Here is a 19,494-nt window from a genome sequence, read left to right on the forward strand (position 1 = left end):
TGGAACGCGTGGGAGACGGTGAGTCGCTTCACCCGTACGTTCTCCGCCCGGAGCCGCTCCTCCAGCGCGCCGATCGCGTCCGCGTCGCCCGAAACAGTCACCGAGGTCGGCCCGTTGACGGCCGCAAGGTCCACACCCTCGGGCAGCTCCAGCTCACCCTCGGCCGCCTCCACGGCCAGCATCGCACCACCCGACGGCAACGCGTCCATCAACCGACCACGCGCCGACACCAGACGGCACGCGTCGTCCAGAGACAGCACCCCCGCCACATGCGCGGCAGCAAGCTCACCGATCGAATGGCCCACGAGCACGTCCGGGGTCACACCCCAGGACTCCACCAGCCGGAACAACGCCACCTCGACCGCGAACAGCGCAGGCTGCGTGTACGCCGTACGGGCCAGAAGCTCCGCGTCCTCCCCGAACACCACGTCCCGCAGCGGCCGGTCCACATCCACCCGCGCGCACACTGCGTCGAACGCGTCCGCGAACACCGGGAAGGCGTCGTACAACTCACGGCCCATACCGACCCGCTGCGCGCCCTGACCCGAGAACAGGAAGCCCGTACGCCCGCTCCGCACCGTGCCGGTGACGACCCGCTGCGAGAGCTCTCCCTCGGCCAGTGCGCGCAGTCCGGTCAGCAGCTCGTCGCGGTCGTCACCGAGCACGACCGCCCGGTGCTCCAGCGCCGCACGCGCCGTCGCCAGGGTGTGCGCCACAGCCGACGAACCCACCTCAGGACGCTCCGCCAGGAACGACCCCAACCGCTCGGCCTGGGCCACCAGCGCACCCTGCGACCGCGCGGACAACACCCACGGCCCCACAGCACCAACCGGAGCCGGCTCAGCCAGCTCGACGATCTCGGCGGCCTGCTCCAGGATGACGTGCGCGTTCGTACCACTCACACCGAACGAGGACACGCCGGCCCTGCGCGCGTGACCCGTCTCCGGCCAGGGCCGGTCCTCGGTGAGCAGCTCCACCGCACCGACGGACCAGTCCACATGCGGCGTCGGCTCGTCCACGTGCAGCGTCCGGGGCAGCACACCCCGACGGATCGCCTCCACCATCTTGATCACACCCGCGACACCCGAGGCCGCCTGCGTGTGACCGATGTTCGACTTCACCGACCCCAGGTACAGCGGCTCCGCGCGGTCCTGCCCGTACGTCGCCAACAGCGCCTGCGCCTCGATCGGGTCACCCAACCGGGTGCCGGTACCGTGCGCTTCCACCGCGTCGACCTCGGACGTCTCCAACCCGGCCGCGGCCAGCGCAGCCCGCACCACCCGCTGCTGCGCGGGACCGTTCGGCGCCGTCAGACCGTTCGACGCACCATCCTGATTGACCGCAGAACCCCGCACCACCGCCAGTACCTGGTGGCCGAGACGCTCGGCGTCCGAAAGCCGCTCCACGAGCAGCACGCCGACGCCTTCACCCCAGCCCGTGCCGTCCGCGGCAGCCGCGAACGCCTTGCACCGGCCGTCCCCGGCCAGACCGTCCTGCCGGTCGAACTCGGCGAAGACGCCCGGGGTGCTCATCACCGCGACGCCGCCCACGACCGCCATCGAGCACTCGCCGGCACGCAGCGACTGCGCCGCCAGGTGCAGCGCCACCAGCGACGACGAACACGCCGTGTCGACGGTCACGGCCGGGCCCTCGAGCCCGAACGAGTACGCGACCCGGCCGGACAGGACGCTCCCCGACATGCCGGTCAGGAAGTGACCCTCGGAGCCGGAGTCGGTGGCACCCACGCCGTATCCCGAGGGAGAGGCGCCGACGAACACGCCGGTCGACGTCCCCTGGAGCGTGCGCGGGTTCATGCCCGCCCGCTCCAGCGCCTCCCACGCCGTCTCGAGCAGCAGTCGCTGCTGCGGATCCATCGCCAGCGCCTCACGCGGCGAGATCCCGAACAGCCCCGCGTCGAAGTCCGTGGCGTCGTGGACGAAGCCGCCCTCCAGGGCGAAGTCGACGCTCGCGCCCGGGGCCGCCCGCCAGCCTCGGTCGGTGGGGAAGGCACCGACCCCGTCCCGGCCCTCGGCGACCAGGTCCCACAGCGCCTCGGGGGAGTCCACCCCGCCGGGGTAGCGGCAGGCCATGGAGACGATGGCGAGCGGTTCGTCGGACGCCGCGGTCACCGTGACGGCCGCCGTGCGCTCGTCGGCGCTGATCAGGGACAGCAGGTGACGTGCGACCGCCGAGGGGGTGGGGTGGTCGAAGACGAGCGTCGCGGGCAGTTGCATGCCGACGGCGTCGGCCACGCGCTTACGGACCTGGAGCGCGGTGAGGGAGTCCACGCCCAGGTCCTTGAACGGGCGCTCGGCCTCGACGGGTTCGGGGTAGCCGAGGACCGCCGCGGTCTCCCGGCGGACCAGATCGACGACCGTACGGACCCATTCCGACTCGGGCACTCCGGCCAGCAGGGTCCGCACGGCGGAGGCGCCAGAGGTCCCCGAGGTGCCCGAACGGCCCTCGTCGCCGTCCGCGCCCTCCGCGAGGGCGTCGGCCGCCTCGGGCAGTGCGGCCAGCAGCGGGCTGGGCCGGCGGCTGGCGAAGGCAGGCGTGAAGCGTGCCCAGTCCACGTCCGCGACGGTCACGCACGCGTCGTCGGAGTCGATCGCGCGCTCCAGCGCGGCGATGCACAGGGCCGCCGCCATGGGGCGCAGCCCCCGGCGTCTCAAATACTCGTCGGCGCCGTCGCGCGCGGCCATGCCGACCTCGGCCCAGGAGCCCCAGGAGACGGCGGTTCCGGCCCGGCCGGCCGCCCGGCGGGCGGTGGCGAGGGCGTCGAGATGGGCGTTGGCGGCGGCGTAGGCGCCCTGTCCGCCGCTGCCCCAGATCCCGGCGATGGACGAGAACAACACGAAGAGTTCGGCGTCGGGGAGCAGCGCGTCGAGGTGTTCGGCACCGCAGGCCTTGGCCCGCAGCCCCTCGGCGAGCTCGGGCACCGATGTCGCGTCGAGCGCGAGAACCGGGTCGAGCCCCGCGGCGTGGACGACGCCGGTGACCGGGTGCTCCGCCAGCAGGGCGGCGAGTGCCTCGCGGTCTGCGACGTCGCAGGCGACGACCGTCGCCGTCGCCCCGAGTACGGCCAGCTCGGCAACGAGTTCGGCGGCCCCCGGGGCCTCCATGCCGCGCCTGCTGCTCAGCACCAGCTTCCGGGTACCCCGGCGCGCGAGCATCCGGGCGGTCTCCGCGCCCAGCGCACCCGTGCCGCCCGTGATCAGGACCGCTTCGGGCGTGGCAGAGGAAAGGTCGGCGTCACCGGTGGCGGCGGAGGCTGCGTGGAGCAGACGGCGTACGTACACGCCTTCGGCCCGCACCGCGACCTGGTCCTCGTCCCCGGTGAGCACGGCTGCGAGGCGGGCCAGCGCGCGCGGCTCGGGGTCGGCGGGCAGGTCGATCAGCCCGCCCCAGCGTTCGGGGTGTTCCAGGGCGGCGACCCGGCCGAGGCCCCAGACGCGGGCGGCGGCGGGGTCGGTGATCCGGTCGGCGCGGTTGGCGGCGACGGCGCCGGTGGTGGCGCACCACAGCGGCGCCGTGACCTCGGCGTCGGCCAGTGCCTGTACGACGGTGAGGGTGGCGCCGAGCCCGACGGAGACCGCCGGGTCCTCGGGGTGCGCCCGGCGGTCGTCGGCGAGCAGGGACAGGACGCCGTTGACCGGCGACTCGGCGGACTCGGCCGTATCGCGCAGGAGTTGACTGAGGCCCCAACGGTCGAGCCCGGCGTCGGGCACCGTCAGCTCGGTCACGTCCGCGCCCGCGTCGCGCAGCGCCTGGGCGCAACGTGCCGCGTGGTCCGTGTCCGTCCCCTCCGTGCGCAGCAGCAGCCAGTGTCCGTCGAGTGCGGTGGCGGGAGCGCGGTCGGCGGGCTGCCAGGCGACGCGGTAACGCCAGGCGTCGACGGTGGAGCGTTCGGCGCGGCTTCGGCGCCACACCGAGAGGGCGGGCAGCACGGTCTCCAGGCCGTCGCCCGATTCCAGGTGCAGGGTGCCGGCGACCTGGTCGTAGTCGAGCCGGTCGACGGCGTCCCAGAACTCCGACTCGTCCGGGTCGCCGCCCGTGGCCGCGTCCAGGGCGCGGGCGATCTCCGGGGGTTCGGTCATCCAGTAGTGGGTGTGCTGGAAGGCGTAGGTGGGCAGGTCGACGGGCCGGGCGTCGGGCAGGACGGTGGTCCAGTCGACCGGGACACCCGCCACGTGAGCTTCGGCGAGCGCGGTCAGCCAGCGCGTCGCGTCGCCACGATCACGGTGCAGGGTGGCCAGCGTGACGCCCGGCTGCCCGGACGCCTCCAGCGACTGCTCGATGCCAGGAGTCAGGACCGGATGCGGGCTGGACTCCAGGAACACCGACCGGCCGTCGGCCAGCAGCGCGCCCGTCGCTTCGTCGAACCGGACCAGCGACCGCAGGTTCTCGTACCAGTAACCCGCGTCCATCACCGCGGTGTCGATACGGCCACCGGTCACCGACGAATACAGCGGCACCGAAGACGACTTGGGCACGATCGGAGCCAGATCGGTAAGGATCTGCTCGCGCAGCTCCTCCACCTGTACCGAATGGGAGGCGTAGTCCACCGGGACGCGGCGCGCCCGAATCGCACGCGTCTCGCACACAGCCATCAGCTCGTCCAGCGCGTCCGGTTCACCGGACACCACCGTCGAACCGGGACCGTTGACCGCGGCCACCGACACCCGGCCGCCGTAACCAGCCACCAGCTCGGCGGCCACCTCCGGACCCGCCGCCAGCGACACCATCCCACCCCGACCGGCCAGCACCCGCAGGGTACGTGAACGCAGCGCAACCACACGCGCCCCGTCCACGACCGACAGACCACCGGCCACCACAGCGGCCGCGATCTCCCCCTGCGAATGGCCCACCACCGCGGACGGGACCACGCCGCACGAGCGCCACAACCGGGCCAGCGACACCATCAACGCCCACAGAACCGGCTGGACCACATCCACCCGACCCCACAGCGCTTCGTCCTCGCTGTCGAGCACGTCCCACAGCGACCAGTCCACGAACGGCTCCAACGCCGCCGCACACTCCTCCAAACCCTCCCGGAACACCGGCGACCACGCCGCCAGCTCCCGCCCCATCCCCAACCACTGCGACCCCTGACCCGGAAACACCAACACCGGAGCACCACCGGAACGCGCCACACCCCGCACCACACCCGCATGCGACACATCCCGCGCCAACGCCCGCAGCGCCCCCGCACGGTCCTCCCCCAACACCACCGCCCGGTGCTCCAGCACCGCACGCGAGAGCAGGGAGCGGCCCACGTCGGCCGGGTCGGCCTCGGCCATGCCGGCGAGGCGGCCGGCCTGCGCCGCGAGGGCCTCGGCCGTGTGCCCCGACAGCACCCACGGGACCACCGGGAGCGCCGGCCGGTCGACGTCGGCAGTCTTCGCCGGCTGGCCGGCGGTCTCGACGTTCTCGACCGTCTCGCCGGACTCGCCAGTCTCACCGGCTTCTTCGTCGGCCCGTTCGGCCGTCGCGTCGGGGCCCTCCAGGATGATGTGGACGTTGGTGCCGCTGATGCTGAAGGAGGAGACGCCCGCCCGGCGCGGTCGCTCCGGGTCCTGGGGCCAGGCCACCGGGTCGGTGAGCAGCCGCACCTGGCCCTGGGACCAGTCGACGTGCGGGGTGGGTTCGCTGACGTGGAGGGTCGGTGGCAGTTCCTCGTTGCCCAGGGCCAGCACCATCTTGATGAGCCCGGCGACGCCCGAAGCGGCCTGCGCGTGCCCGATGTTCGACTTGACCGAGCCCAGCAGCAGGGGCTCGCGGCGGGCTCCCTGGCCGTACGTGGCGAGCAGTGCCTGCGCCTCGATCGGGTCACCCAGTGTCGTGCCGGTACCGTGCGCCTCCACCGCGTCCACGTCGGCGGGGTCGAGCCGGGCGTTCTCCAGGGCCGCCAGGATGACCCGTTCCTGGGAGGGGCCGTTCGGAGCCGTCAGCCCGTTCGACGCACCGTCCTGGTTGACGGCGGAGCCCCGGATGACCGCCAGGATGCGGTCGCCGCGCCGCTTCGCGTCGGCCAGGCGGCGGAGGACGATCACACCTGAGCCCTCGGCCCATCCGGTGCCGTCGGCGTCCGCGGAGAACGGCTTGCAGCGGCCGTCGGCGGCGAGGCCTCGCTGGCGGCTGAACTCGGTGAAGATGCCCGGGCTGGTCATCACGGTCACGCCGCCCGCGAGGGCAGCGTCGCACTCGCCCGACCGCAGTGCCTGCACGGCGAGGTGGGTCGCCACCAGCGACGACGAGCAGGCGGTGTCCACGGTGACGGCGGGCCCTTCCAGGCCCAGGGCGTATGCGACACGCCCGGAGACGACGCTGGGCGCGCTGCCGGTCAGCAGGTGCCCTTCCACTCCCTGGGGCAGGGCACGCAGCCCGGCACCGTAGGCGGACGATGAGGAGCCGACGAAGACGCCGGTGCGGCTGCCGCGCAGGGACAGCGGGTCGACGCCCGCGCGCTCCAGGGCCTCCCAGGAGGTCTCCAGGAACAGCCGCTGCTGCGGGTCCATGGCGAGCGCCTCGCGCGGCGAGATGTTGAACAGTCCGGCGTCGAAGTCGCCTGCCTCGTGGACGAAGCCGCCCTCGCGCACATAGGTGGTGCCGGCGGCGTCCGGGGCTTCGTCATAGATGGCGGCGGTGTCCCAGCCGCGGTCCACGGGGAAGGCGGAGATGCCGTCGCGGCCAGAGGAGACCATGTCCCAGAGGTCCTCCGGGGAGCGCACCTCCCCGGGGTAGCGGCAGGCCATGCCGACGACCGCCACGGGCTCGCTCCCGCGCGCCTCGGCGATCCGCAGGCGGCGCCGGGTCTGCCGCAGGTCCGCGGTGAGCCGCCTGAGATAGTCGAGATACTTCTGGTCGTCGGCCACTCGATGCCACCTTCTCCGGACCCGCAGCACACTTTCGCGGCGGAATTTCGCTGAATTACCATGCCCGCGCGACAACAGAATTTCGCCTGAAGTTTCTCCGACACCGAATGGGTAATTTCGGCAGGGGAATTCCGTGCGGAAACTCTCGCTGAGCCTACGAACGGCGCCGAGTCGCGGACAACCCCTAGCCCGACCCCTTAGGGGGCCGGGCCGGCAGGTGGCATTGCGGGGGTGTTCGAGCAGGCGGAAAGAGGGTTCACTCCTCCGGATTCTCGAAGGCCGTCTGGATGAGGGCGTCGAGGTCCATCAGGTCGATGTCGCCCTCCGACGGACCCTCTTCGGGGCCGTCCGCGGGGATGTCCGCGGCGGGGGCCGGGGCCGGGTCCGCGGTGGGGGCGGCCTCCGCCGCGATCTCCTCCGACAGGTGGGCGGCGAGTGCGGCGGGGGTCGGGTAGTCGAAGATCATCGAGTTGGGGAGCCCCAGTCCGGTGGCTGCGGCGATCCTCCCCCGGATCTCGACGGCGGTCAGCGAGTCGAACCCGAGGTCGGCGAAGCCGCTCCTCGCGGCGATGCCGTCCACTCCCTGGTGGCCGAGCACGTCGGCGACCTGACGGCGCACCAGGTCGAGGAGGGCCCGTTCGCGCCGGGCCGGGGAGAAGCCGGCCAGTCCGGCGGCGTACGCGGTGAGTCCTTCCTCCGCCGCCTGCTCCTCTCCGGCCCCGTCGCTGGTGAGCGGGGCGAACAGCGGCGCGGGTCGGCCGGCCGTGAAGGCGGGCAGGAAGCGGCTCCAGTCCACGTCGGCGACCGTCACGCAGGTGTCCTGCGCGCTGAGCGCGTCGGACAGGGCACGCAAGGCCGTCTCGGGTTCCATCGCGGTCAGTCCGCGCCGGGCGAGGTAGGCGGCGGCATCGCCGTCGGCTCCGCCGAGTCCGGCCGCGGCCATGCCCTCCCCGGCCCAGGGGCCCCAGGCGAGGGAGAGGGCTGCGCGGCCCTGGGCGCGGCGGCGTTCGGCGAGCGCGTCCAGGGAGGCGTTACCGGCCGCGTACGCCGCCTGCTCCCCGCTCCCCCACACCCCGGCGATGGACGAGAACAGGACGAACTGCTCGGCCTCGGGGAGGAGTTCGTCGAGGTTGCGGGCTCCGTCGACCTTGGCCCGGAGGACCTCGCGGAAGGTGTCCGCATCGAGGTCCCGGAGGGGACGGGCGGTGTCGGTGCCGGCGGTGTGCACCACCGCCCGGACCGGGTGCGCGGCCAGCAGGGCGGCGAGGTCGTCGCGGTCGGCGACGTCGCACGCTTCCACGACGGCCGTGCAGCCCAGGTCCGCGAGTGCCGCCACCAGGGTCGCGGCGCCCGGCGCCCGGGACCCCGACCTGCTGGTGAGGACCAGCTTCTCGGCCCCCTGCCTGGCGAGCAGGCGGGCGACGTGCCCGCCGAGGGCGCCGGTGCCGCCGGTGATGAGCGTGGTGCCCGCCGGGGTCCACGCCCCGCCGGGCGCCAGCGGTGCGCGGCCCAGGCGGCGGGCCATGACCCGGCCGCCGCGGAGCGCCACCTGGTCCTCCGTACCGCCGAGGACGGCGGGGATCAGGGCCAGGGTGTCCACACCGGGCCGCTCGGGCAGGTCGATGAGACCGCCCCAGCGGCGCGGCAGTTCGAGGGCCGCGACCCGGCCCAGACCCCACACCTGGGCCGCGCGGGGGTCGGCCACGGAGTCGCCGGTACCGACCGCCGACGTCGTCACGCACCACAGGGGCGAGCCGAGTCCGGTGCGCACCACGGTGAGGACGGTCTCCGGGTCGTCGGAGAGCAGCAGCACTCCGTCGGCGGGGTCTGCCGCGGGCAGTTCGTCCGGCGGGCAGACGGTCGCCCCGGCGCCGCTGTCCCGCAGCGCTGCGGCCACGGCCGCGGCACGGTCGGTGTCCTCGCGTGCGGCGGCGACGAGCCAGTGTCCGCCGGCGGGGCGGGCCGCCGGGAGGACGTCCGTCCACTCGACGCGGTACCGCCAGTCGGCCGCGGCCTCGCGCAGCATGCGGGTGCGGCGCCAGGCGGCGAGCGCGGGCAGTGCCTCGGCCAGTGCGGCGGCCGTGCCGGGGTCCATTCCGGCCAGGGCTCCGAGGTCGCCGGAGTCGACGGCGTCCCAGAACTCGGTGTCGGCCGGGCCGGATTCCGCGGTGCGGGCCTCGGGCCAGTAGCGCGTCCGGTCGAACGCGTAGGTGGGCAGTGCGGCCCGGGGGCCGGTGCCGAGGACGGCCTGCCAGTCCACGCGGGTGCCGCGGGTGTGCGCGGCGGCCACAGCGGTCAGCAGCGTGACCGGCTCGGCGCGGCCGGGCCGCAGCGCGGGTACGGCGACGACGTCCTGGCCGGCGGTGGCGCGGGCCAGCGCGGTGAGCACGCCGTCCGGGCCGAGCTCCAGGCAGGTACCGACGTCCCGGCGCCACAGTTCGGCGACGGCGTCGGCGAACCGGACCGGCTCGCGGACCTGGCGCACCCAGTACTCGGGGGTGGCCGGGTCGCCGGGTGCCGTGCAGATCAGCGGGATGCGCGGTGCGTGGTACGTCAGTTGCCCGGCGATCTCGCGGAACGCGTCGAGCATCGGCTGCATGCGGTGCGAGTGGAAGGCGTGCGAGACGACGAGCCGCCGGACCTTACGGCCCTCAGCCCGCCAGCGCTCCTCGCAGCCGGCGATCTCCTCCTCGTCGCCCGAGACGGTCAGCGCCTTCGGGCCGTTGACCGCCGCGAGGTCCACGCCGTCGGGCAGCGTGATCTCGTCCTCGGCGGCCTCGACCGCGAGCATGGCGCCCCCTTCGGGCAGCGCCTGCATCAGCCGGGACCGGGCCGCCACCAGCGTGCACGCGTCGTCCAGTGACAGCACGCCGGCGACGTGCGCGGCGGCCAGCTCGCCGATCGAGTGGCCGACCAGCACGCCCGGTCGTACGCCCCACGACTCCACGAGCCGGAAGAGCGCCACTTCCAGCGCGAAGAGCGCGGGCTGGGTGTACTCGGTCCGGGCCAGGATGTCGTCGTCGGTGCCGAACACCACGTCCCGCAGGGGCCGGCCGAGCTCCAGCCGGTCGCAGACGGCGTCGAAGGCCCCGGCGAACACCGGGTACGTGTCGTACAGTTCACGGCCCATGCCGGCGCGCTGCGCGCCCTGGCCGGCGAAGAGGAACGCGGTGCGGGACTCGTCCGCCCTGCCGGTGGGGGCGCCCGGGGCGCCCTCGGTGAAGGCGCGGAGCGCGGCGAGCAGCGCCTCCCGGTCGGCGCCGAGCAGCGCCGCGCGGTGCGCGAGCTGGGCCCGCGAGCCGGTGAGGGCGCGGGCGATGTCCTCGGCCGAGGTCTCCGGGTGCGCGTCGGCGAAGGCGAGCAGCCGCGCGGCCTGGCCGCGCAGGGCGGCGGCCGAGCCGGCGGAGAGCAGCCAGGGCAGCACGGCGGGCGCCGCGCCCGGCTCCGGCGGTGCGGCCTGCTCCGCCTGCTTCTCGTGCGGGGCCTCCTCGATGAGGACGTGGGCGTTGGTGCCGCTGATCCCGAACGAGGACACGCCCGCCCTGCGCGGGCGACCGGTCCGCGGCCAGGGCCGGGCCTCGGTGAGCAGTTCCACCGCGCCCGCCGACCAGTCCACTTCCGGGGTCGGCTCGTCCACGTGCAGCGTCTTCGGCAGCGTGCCGCGCCGTATCGACTCGACCGTCTTGATGACACCGGCGACACCGGCGGCGGCCTGGGTGTGGCCGAGGTTCGACTTGACCGAGCCCAGGTGCAGCGGCTCGTCGCGGTCCTGGCCGTAGACCTCCAGCAGGGCCTGTGCCTCGATCGGGTCGCCGAGCCTCGTGCCCGTACCGTGCGCCTCCACCGCGTCGACCTCGGAAGGCTCCAGGCCGGCCGCGGTCAGCGCGGCGCGCATGACGCGCTGCTGGGAAGGACCGTTGGGTGCGGTGAGCCCGTTGGAGGCGCCGTCCTGGTTGACGGCGGAGCCACGGACCACCGCGAGCACCGGGTGGCCGTTGCGGCGGGCGTCGGAGAGCCGCTCCAGGAGCAGCAGGCCCACGCCCTCGCCCCAGCCGGTGCCGTCGGCCGAGGCGGCGAACGCCTTGCAACGGCCGTCGGCGGCCAGGCCGTTCTGGCGGCTGAAGCCGATCAGCACGTCCGGGGTCGCGACCACGGTGACGCCGCCGGCGAGGGCCATGGTGCACTCGCCGGCCCGCAGCGCCTGTGCGGCCAGGTGCAGCGCGACCAGCGACGCCGAGCAGGCGGTGTCCACGGTGACGGCCGGGCCCTCCAGGCCGAAGGTGTAGGAGACCCGGCCGGAGGCGACGCTGCCGGCGCTGCCGGTGACCAGGTGGCCCTCCGCGTCCTCGGGCATCTGCAGCCCCACGCCGTAGCCGGATCCCATCGCGCCGGCGAAGACGCCGGTCCGGCTGCCGCGCAGGGTCGCGGGGTCGATGCCGGCGCGCTCGAAGGTCTCCCAGGCGGTCTCCAGCAGGAGCCGCTGCTGCGGGTCCATGGTGAGGGCCTCGCGCGGCGAGATGTTGAACAGCGCCGCGTCGAAGTCGCCGGCGGTGTCGACGAACGCGCCGCCGCGGGCCCGGATGGCGTCGCCGCGGCCCCGGGAACCGAGGTTCCAGCCGCGGTCGGCGGGGAACGGGCCGACGACGTCCCGTTCCTCGGCCATCAGCCGCCACAGGTCCTCGGGCGAGTCCACCCCGCCCGGGTACCGGCAGGCCATCGCGACGATGGCGATCGGCTCGCCGGCCGGAGGCTGCGCCGACGGGGCCGGGGCGGCCGGGGAGGCGGCGGTCCGCGTGGTGCGGACCGTGCCGGTGGACCGCTCGTGCGGGTGGTCCGCCAGGGCGGTGGCGGCATCGGGCACGGTCGTCCGTGTGGCGCGGACCGTGCCGGCGAGCCGCTCGTGCAGGTGGTCCGCCAGGGCCCTGGGGACCGGATGGTCGAAGACCACGGTCGCGGGCAGCTTGAGGCCGGTGACGGCCGAGAGCCGGTTGCGCAGTTCGACCGAGGTGAGCGAGTCGAAGCCCATCTCGCGGAAGGCCCGGTCCGGGGCGACCCGCTCGCCCGGCGCGTGGATCAGCACCGCGGCGACCTCGTCGCGGACCAGGTCGAGCAGCAGCCCGGCCGGGTCGGCGGCCGCCGCCAGCTTCTCCGCCAGGCCGCTTCCCCGGTCCGCGCCGGACGCGCCGGCCTTGCGGAGCCGGGCCGGGACGCGCACCAGCGCGCGCAGCAGCGGCGGCACTTCGTGCGCCGCCCGCACCGGGGCGGGGGCGAAGCGGGTCGGCACCAGGTGGGCCCGATCGGAGGCCAGCGACGCGTCGAAGAGGGCGAGGCCCTCCTCGGCACCGAGGGCGTCACCGAGCCGGGTGAGCCGGGCGACGGCCGTGCCGTCGAGGTGCTCGGACATCGCGCCCGGCTGTGCCCACAGGCCCCAGCCGAGCGAGAGGGCGGGCAGGCCCCGGTGCCTGCGGTGCGCGGCGAGGCCGTCGAGCACGGCGTTGGCCGCCGCGTAGTTGGCCTGTCCGGCGGCACCGATGGTCGCGGCCAGCGAGGAGTACAGGACGAACATGGCCAGGTCCTGGCCCGCTGTCAGCTCGTGCAGGTGTACGGCGGCCTCGGCCTTGGGCGCGAACACCGCGGCCAGCCGCTCTGGGGTCTGTGCCTCCAGGACCCCGTCGTCGAGGACACCGGCGGTGTGGACGATCCCCGTCAGCGGGTGTTCGGCCGGTATCTCCGCGAGCAGCGTGGCCAGCGCCTGGCGGTCGGCCGCGTCGCAGGCGACGACGCGGGCGTCCGCGCCCTGCTCGGCCAGTTCCCGGACCAGGTCCCGGGCGCCGGGGGCGTCGGGGCCTCGGCGGCCGGTCAGCAGCAGGTTCCTGACGCCGTGTCGCGCCACCAGGTGCCGGGCCAGCATCGCGCCCAGCGCGCCGGTGCCGCCGGTGATGAGTACGGTTCCGTCGGGGTCGAGCCGTGCGGCGGTGTCCGTGCCCTCGGGCCGGAAACGCCTCAGCCTGGGCACCAGCACCCGGCCGTCGCGCACCGCCGCCTGCGGCTCGTCCGCCCCGGACAGGTTGCCGAGGACCGCCGCCGCCTCTTCGTCGGTGTCCGTGTCGATCAGCACGAAGCGTCCGGGGTGCTCGGTCTGCGCCGTTCGCACCAGGCCCCACGCGGCGGCGGTGAGCGGATCGGCGACATCGTCACCGGGGACGGCGGCGACGGCGCCGCGAGTGCGGACGACCAGCCGCGCGTCGGCCGTGCGTTCGTCGGCGAGCCAGGCCCGGACCCCGGCGAGCGCCGCGGCGGGGTCGGACGGCGCCCGCCACAGGGCCACCGGCGGCACCTCGGCGAGGCCGTCCGGATCGTCCACGGTCACGCACGCCGCATCGGCGGCGGTCCCGGCCCCCTCGTCCAGCTCGGTCCACACCACTTCGAACAGGGAGTCGGCCGCCGGTTCCGGGGCCGTCTGCCCGGTCGCTTCCCGCAGCGTCAGCGACGCGACCGACAGCACGGGCAGGCCCGCGTCGTCGAAGGCGTCGAGCGCCACGGCGTCCGGGCCGGCGGGCGTGATGCGTACCCGCAGCGTCCGTGCGCCGACCGCGTGCAGCGCGACGCCCGACCACGAGAACGGCAGCCGCGGTGCCGGCGGCCCGGCGTCCCCGGGGCCCGCCAGGGCCAGCGCGTGCAGCGCGGCGTCCAGCAGCGCGGGGTGCGCCGCGTAGGCGTCGCCGCGCTGCGGGTCCGGCAGCGTGACCTCGGCGTGGAGCACGTCGCCGGACCGCCAGGCGGCCCGCAGTCCCTGGAAGGCCGGTCCGTACTCCAGGCCCGCCGCGTCCAGCAGCGCGTAGTGCCCGTCCAGGTCGACGGGCTCCGCGCCCGCCGGGGGCCACACCGGGTGCGGCGCCGGCTCCGGCGGCAGGGCCGGTGCGAGTACGCCCGCGGCGTGCCGGACCCACGGTCCGTCGGTGTCGGACTCGGGGCGGGCGTAGACCGCCACCTCGCGTCCGCCGCCGGACGCGCCGTCCTCGGCTCCGACCACTACCTGGAACCGCACGGCCGTCCGCTCCGGCAGGACCAGCGGCGCGTGCAGGGTCAGTTCCTCGACGAGCCGGCCTCCGGTCATCTGGGCCGCCTGCAGCGCGAGTTCGAGCAGCGCGGTGCCCGGGACCAGGACCGTGCCGCGGAGTCGGTGGTCCGCGAGCCAGGGGTGGACCGAGGTGGACAGGCGCCCGGTGAGCACCAGGCCGTCGTCGGTCACCGACGCCACCGCCGCGCCCAGCAGCGGGTGGTCCACGCCGGCAAGGCCGGCGCCCTCCACGTCGGCGGGGCCGGACTCGGACAGCGCCCAGTACCGGCGGTGTTCGAAGGCGTACGTGGGAAGATCGGCGCCCTCGACCGTGTCCAGCGGCCAGTCCACCGTCGCGCCCGACACGTGGAGCCCGGCCAGCGTGTGCAGCAGGGCGTCGGCCTCGGGGACGCCGGACCGCAGCGTCGGTACGGCGACCGCGTCGTCCACCAGCTGCTGGGCCATGGCGGACAGCCCGCCCTTGGGCCCGATCTCGACGAACCGCCGCACCCCGCGGAGTCCGCGCACGGCGTCGGCGAAGCGGACGGTCCGCCGCATCTGCTCGACCCAGTACTCCGGTGTCTCGAGCTGCCCGGGGCCGGTGGCCGCCATGGGGACGGCGGGCTCGTGGTGGGTGAGGCCGGCCGCGACGGCGGCGAGTTCGCCGAGGGCCGGGTCCACGTGGTGGGAGTGGGCGGCGAGGGAGACGGAGATGTCCTTCACGCGCCGTCCCTCGGCCCGCCAGCGGTCCCTGAGCGCGTCGAGCACGTCCGCGTCGCCGGAGACGACCAGCGACTCGGGCCCGTTGACCGCCGCGAGGTCGGCGCCGTCGGGCAGGGGCAGCACGTCGTCCTCGCGCGCCTCGACGGCGAGCATCTTCCCGTCCTCGCGCAGGCCGAGGAGCAGCCGGGCGCGTGCCTCCACCAGGGTGCAGGCGTCGTCGAGCGAGAGGATGCCGGCGATGTGCGCGGCGGCCAGCTCGCCGGTGGAGTGGCCGAGCACCACGTCGGGGGTGACGCCCCAGGACTCCAGCAGCCGGGCGAGGGAGACCTGGAGGGCGAACGTGCCGGCGTGGGCGTTGCCGGCCCGCTCGAGCTGGTCCCCGTCCCCGAAGAGCAGTTCGGTGAGCGGCGTCCCCATGTCGATCCGGGCCGCCACGGCGTCGAACGCCTCGGCGAACGCCGGGTGGGCGGCATAGAGTTCGCGCCCCATACCGGCGTACTGGGAGCCCTGGCCCGTGAACACGAAGGCGGTGCGCCCCTGTACCGCCGTGCCACGGACCACGGAGGGCGCCGAGGTCTCCGACACGAGCGCGTCGAGCCCGGCGAGCAGGCCGTCGAGGTCGTCGTGGTGCCCGACCACGACGGCCCGACGGTCCAGCGCGGCCCGGCCGGTGACCAGGGTCCGGGCGATCTGCGCCGCGTCAGGACCGGGGCGTTCGGCCGCGAACGCGCGCAGGCGGGCGGCCTGGGCGCGCAGGCCCTCGGTGGTGCGGGCGGAGACCGGCCAGGCGACGGGGCGGGGCGCCGGCGCGTCGGTGTCCGGTGCGGCGTCCTGCTTCCGGGCGGGCGGCAGCGCGCGGGGCGCCGGTGCCTCTTCGAGGATGACGTGCGCGTTGGTCCCGCCGATCCCGAAGGAGGAGACCGCGGACCTGCGTGGCCGGTCCCCGCGGTGCCACGGCCGCGCCTCGGTGAGCAGCGCGACGGAGCCGGCGGACCAGTCCACCTGCCCGGTCGGCTCGGAGACGTTGACGGTCTGCGGCAGGACGCCGTTTCGCATCGCCTCCACCATCTTGATGACACCGCCGACACCCGCCGCGCACTGGGTGTGGCCGATGTTCGACTTCAGCGAGCCGAGCCAGAGCGGCTGGTCGTCCTCGCGCTCCTGGCCGTACGTCGCCAGCAGCGCCTGGGCCTCGATCGGGTCGCCGAGCCGCGTACCGGTGCCGTGCGCCTCGACCGCGTCGACGCCCGAGGGCGCGAGGCCCGCCGCGTCCAGCGCGGCCCGGATGACCCGCTGCTGGGCGGGGCCGCTGGGCGCGGTGAGGCCGTTGGAGGCGCCGTCCTGGTTGACGGCGGAGCCGCGGACCACGGCCAGGATGCGGCGGCCGTTGCGCCGCGCGTCGGAGAGGCGCTCGACGATGATCATGCCGGCGCCCTCGGACCAGCCGGTGCCGTCGGCGTCCGCCGAGAAGGACTTGCAGCGCCCGTCGGGCGCGAGCCCCTTCTGCTTGCTCAGCTCCGTGAAGACGTCCGGGGCCCCCAGCACGGTGGCGCCGCCCGCCAGCGCGAGGTCGCACTCGCCGTTGCGCAGCGACTGCACCGCCAGGTGCAGGGCGACCAGCGAGGCCGAGCAGGCGGTGTCCACGGTGACGGCGGGACCCTCGAGACCGAAGGTGTAGGCGATCCGGCCGCAGACGACGCTGCCGGACATGCCGGTGAGCAGGTGGCCGTCCACCTCCTCGGGGAGGTTCGCGCCGCTGGCGTAGCCGACGTTGGTGGCTCCGACGAAGACGCCCGCCTGGGTGCCGCGCAGCCCGGCGGGGTTCATGCCGGCCCGCTCGAACGCCTCCCAGGAGGTCTCCAGGAGCAGCCGCTGCTGCGGGTCCATGGCGAGCGCCTCGCGCGGCGAGATGCCGAACAGGTCGGCGTCGAAGTCGCCCGCGCCGTCGAGGAACCCGCCGAGCCGGACGTCGGAGCTTCCGCGCCGGGTCGGGTCGGGGTCGTAGAGCGCGTCGAGGTCCCAGCCCCGGTCCTCGGGGAAGGGCATCGCGACGCTGTCGCCGGCCATGACGAGCCGCCACAGGTCCTCGGGGGAGGCGACGCCGCCGGGGTACCGGCAGGCCATGCCGATGATGGCGATCGGCTCGTCGCTGCGGGCCGTCGTCGCACGGGGCTTCGCGGCGGTCTCCCGGGCGCCGCCCAGTTCGACCAGCAGGTGCTCCGCGAGGGCGGTGGGGTTGGCGTAGTCGAAGACGAGGGTGGCGGGGAGCCTGAGGCCGGTGACCGTGTTGAGGCGGTTGCGCAGCTCGACCGAGGTGAGCGAGTCGAAGCCCAGTTCGCGGAAGGCGCGGTCCGCCGTCACCTCGTCGCCGGACGCGAAACCGAGCACGGCGGCGCTCTCGGCCCGGACCAGGTCGAGGAGTCGGCGTGCCGGGTCGGCGGCTGTGGCCAGGGCTGCCGCGAGGCCTTCCCTGCCCCGCCTGCCGCCGGCCCGTCCGGCCGAGCTCCGGGTGGCGCCCGCAAGGCCGCGCAGGATCGCGGGGACTTCCGTGGCCGCACGCAGCCGGGCCCGGTCCACGACCGCCGCCACCAGGTGCGGGCGGGCGGCGTCGAGCGCCGCGTCGAAGAGGGCACACCCCTGCGCGTCGGACAGGGGCGCGCCGAGCCGGCTCGCGCGGGCGAGGGCGGACGCGTCGAGGTGGCCGCTGATGGCGCTCGAACGGGCCCACAGCCCCCAGGCCACCGACACGGCCGGCAGGCCGAGAGCCGCCCGGCGCTGCGCCACGGCGTCGAGTACGGCGTTGGCCGCCGCGTAGTTGGCCTGCCCCGGGGTGCCCAGGGTGGCGGCCACGGACGAGTAGAGGACGAAGAACGACAGGTCCAGGTCCCGGGTCGCCTCGTCGAGCACGACCGCCGCGTCCGCCTTGGGCGCGAGGACCGAGCGCAGGCGCTCGGGCGTCAGGGTGTCGGCCATTCCGTCGTCGACCACGCCCGCCGCGTGGACGACACCCGTGAGCGGGTGCTCCGCCGGTACGTCGGCCAGCAGGGCCGTGAGGGCGTCCCGGTCTCCGGTGTCGCAGGCAGCGAACCGCACCGAGGCCCCCAAGGCCGTCAGCTCGGCGGCCAGTTCGGCGGCGCCCGGGGCTTCGGCGCCGCGCCTGCCGGTCAGCAGCAGGTGCCGGGCGCCGTGCCGCTCCACCAGGTGCCGGGCGAGCAGCGAGCCGAGCGTGCCTGTGCCTCCGGTGATGAGCACGGTGCCGTCGGGGTCGAGGGCCGGGGCAGGCTGCGTCTCGGGCGACTCGCCCACGGTACGCAGCCGGGTGAGCCGGGGCACCAGCAGGCGGCCCGCGCGCAGCGCGGTCTGCGGCTCGCCCGAGTCGAGCAGCCTCCCGACGGCCTCTGTCAGGCCGTCCTCGGTGTCCGCGTCCAGCAGGACCAGCCGGTCGGGGTGTTCGGACTGGACCGAGCGGACCAACCCCCAGACCGCCGCCCGCTCGGGGTCGGTGATCTCGGCACCGTCGGCGGCCGCGACGGCGCCACGGGTGAGGACCACGAGGGGTGTGACCTCCGCCGGTGCGCCGGCCAGCCAGCCCTGGAGCCCTGCCAGCACCGCCACCACGTCGGCCGGAGCCCGCCACACCAGCGGCCCGGTCTCGTCGGCCGTGTCCGCCTCCGCCGGGTCGTCCACCACCAGGCAGTCGGGTCCCGCGTTCTCGGCCGGCGTCTCCGCCGCGCCGAGCGGCGTCCACGCCACCTCGTACAGCGGGGCGGCGGCCGGCGCGGTCGGTCCGCCGAGGGTACGCAGGGTCAGCGCGTCGGCCGTCAGAACCGGCATGCCCGACTCGTCGAAGGCGGCCACCGACACCGCGTCCTCGCCGGACGGGGTCAGGCGGACCCGCAGCACCGTGGCGCCCGGGGCGTACAGCGAGACGCCGCTGAAGGCGAACGGAACCCGGGCCGCCCCGTCCTCGCCGAGCGGGCCGGCGGCGAGCGCCTGGAGCGCGGCGTCGAAGAGGGCCGGGTGGAGGCCGTACCCGGCCGCCGCGCCCTTCCCGGGCAGCGCGACCTCGGCGTACAGCGTCTCGCCGGACCGCCAGGCGGCCCGCAGGCCCTGGAAGGCGGGGCCGTAGGACAGCCCGGCCTCCGACAGCGCGGAGTAGTGGGCGTCGAGGACGACCTGCTCCGCGTCGGCGGGCGGCTCGGCCGCGGAATCGGCCGGGAGCGGGAGCTCCTCGCCGGTGAGCAGACCGCTCGCGTGCAGGGTCCACGGGCCGTCCTCGTCGGACTCGGGCCGCGCGTGGACGTCGACCGCGCCGTCGGCCGCGACCCGCACCTGTACCTGCACTCCGCCGCGCTCGGGCAGCACGAGCGGGGTGTGCAGGGTCAGTTCGTCGAGTCGTACGAGCCCGGCGGACGCGCCCGCGTGCAGGGCCAGCTCGACGAACGCGGTGCCGGGCAGCACTGTGCTGCCGTGCACGACGTGGTCGCCCAGCCAGGGCTGGGCGGCGGTGGAGAGGCGGCCGGAGAGCAGCAGTCCGCCGCCGACGGCGGGGGACATCTCGGCCCTCAGCAGGGGGTGCCCGCCGGCGCGCATCCCGGCGGCACCGAGGTCACCGGCGCCGGGGCTGGGATGCAGCCAGTAGTCCTCGCCCTGGAAGGCGTACGTGGGCAGGTCGATGCGTCGGGGGGTCCAGGGTGCGTACACGGCGGCCCAGTCGGGCGTGGCGCCGGCGGTGTGCACGTGGGCCAGGGCGGTGAGTACGGACTCGGTGTCGTCCCGGTCACGGCGCAGGAGGGGGACGGCGGGCGTGCTGTCGTGCAGGTACGGGAGGAGCGC

Annotated in this window: 2 protein-coding genes and 2 pseudogenes; all 4 read right to left on the reverse strand. The window is 75.3% G+C overall.

The features are described from left to right. On the reverse strand, positions 1-6,770 hold a 6,770-nt coding region (locus tag ACZ3OF_RS35765; RefSeq protein WP_467309023.1), incomplete at its 3' end, for a type I polyketide synthase. A gap of 60 nt (positions 6,771-6,830) precedes the next feature. After that, positions 6,831-6,905: pseudogene (locus ACZ3OF_RS35770) on the reverse strand (hypothetical protein); the annotation flags it as partial. A gap of 226 nt (positions 6,906-7,131) precedes the next feature. Continuing rightward, the gene (locus ACZ3OF_RS35775; protein ID WP_467309025.1) at positions 7,132-13,299 is read right to left on the reverse strand and encodes a type I polyketide synthase; all 6,168 of its coding nucleotides are present in this window, start codon (positions 13,297-13,299) and stop codon (positions 7,132-7,134) included. Between the two features lie 45 nt (positions 13,300-13,344). After that, positions 13,345-19,251 (reverse strand): annotated as a pseudogene (locus tag ACZ3OF_RS35780) (SDR family NAD(P)-dependent oxidoreductase); the annotation flags it as partial. Positions 19,252-19,494: the final 243 nt, after the last annotated feature.

Source organism: Streptomyces sp. NPDC022552 (assembly GCF_055561875.1).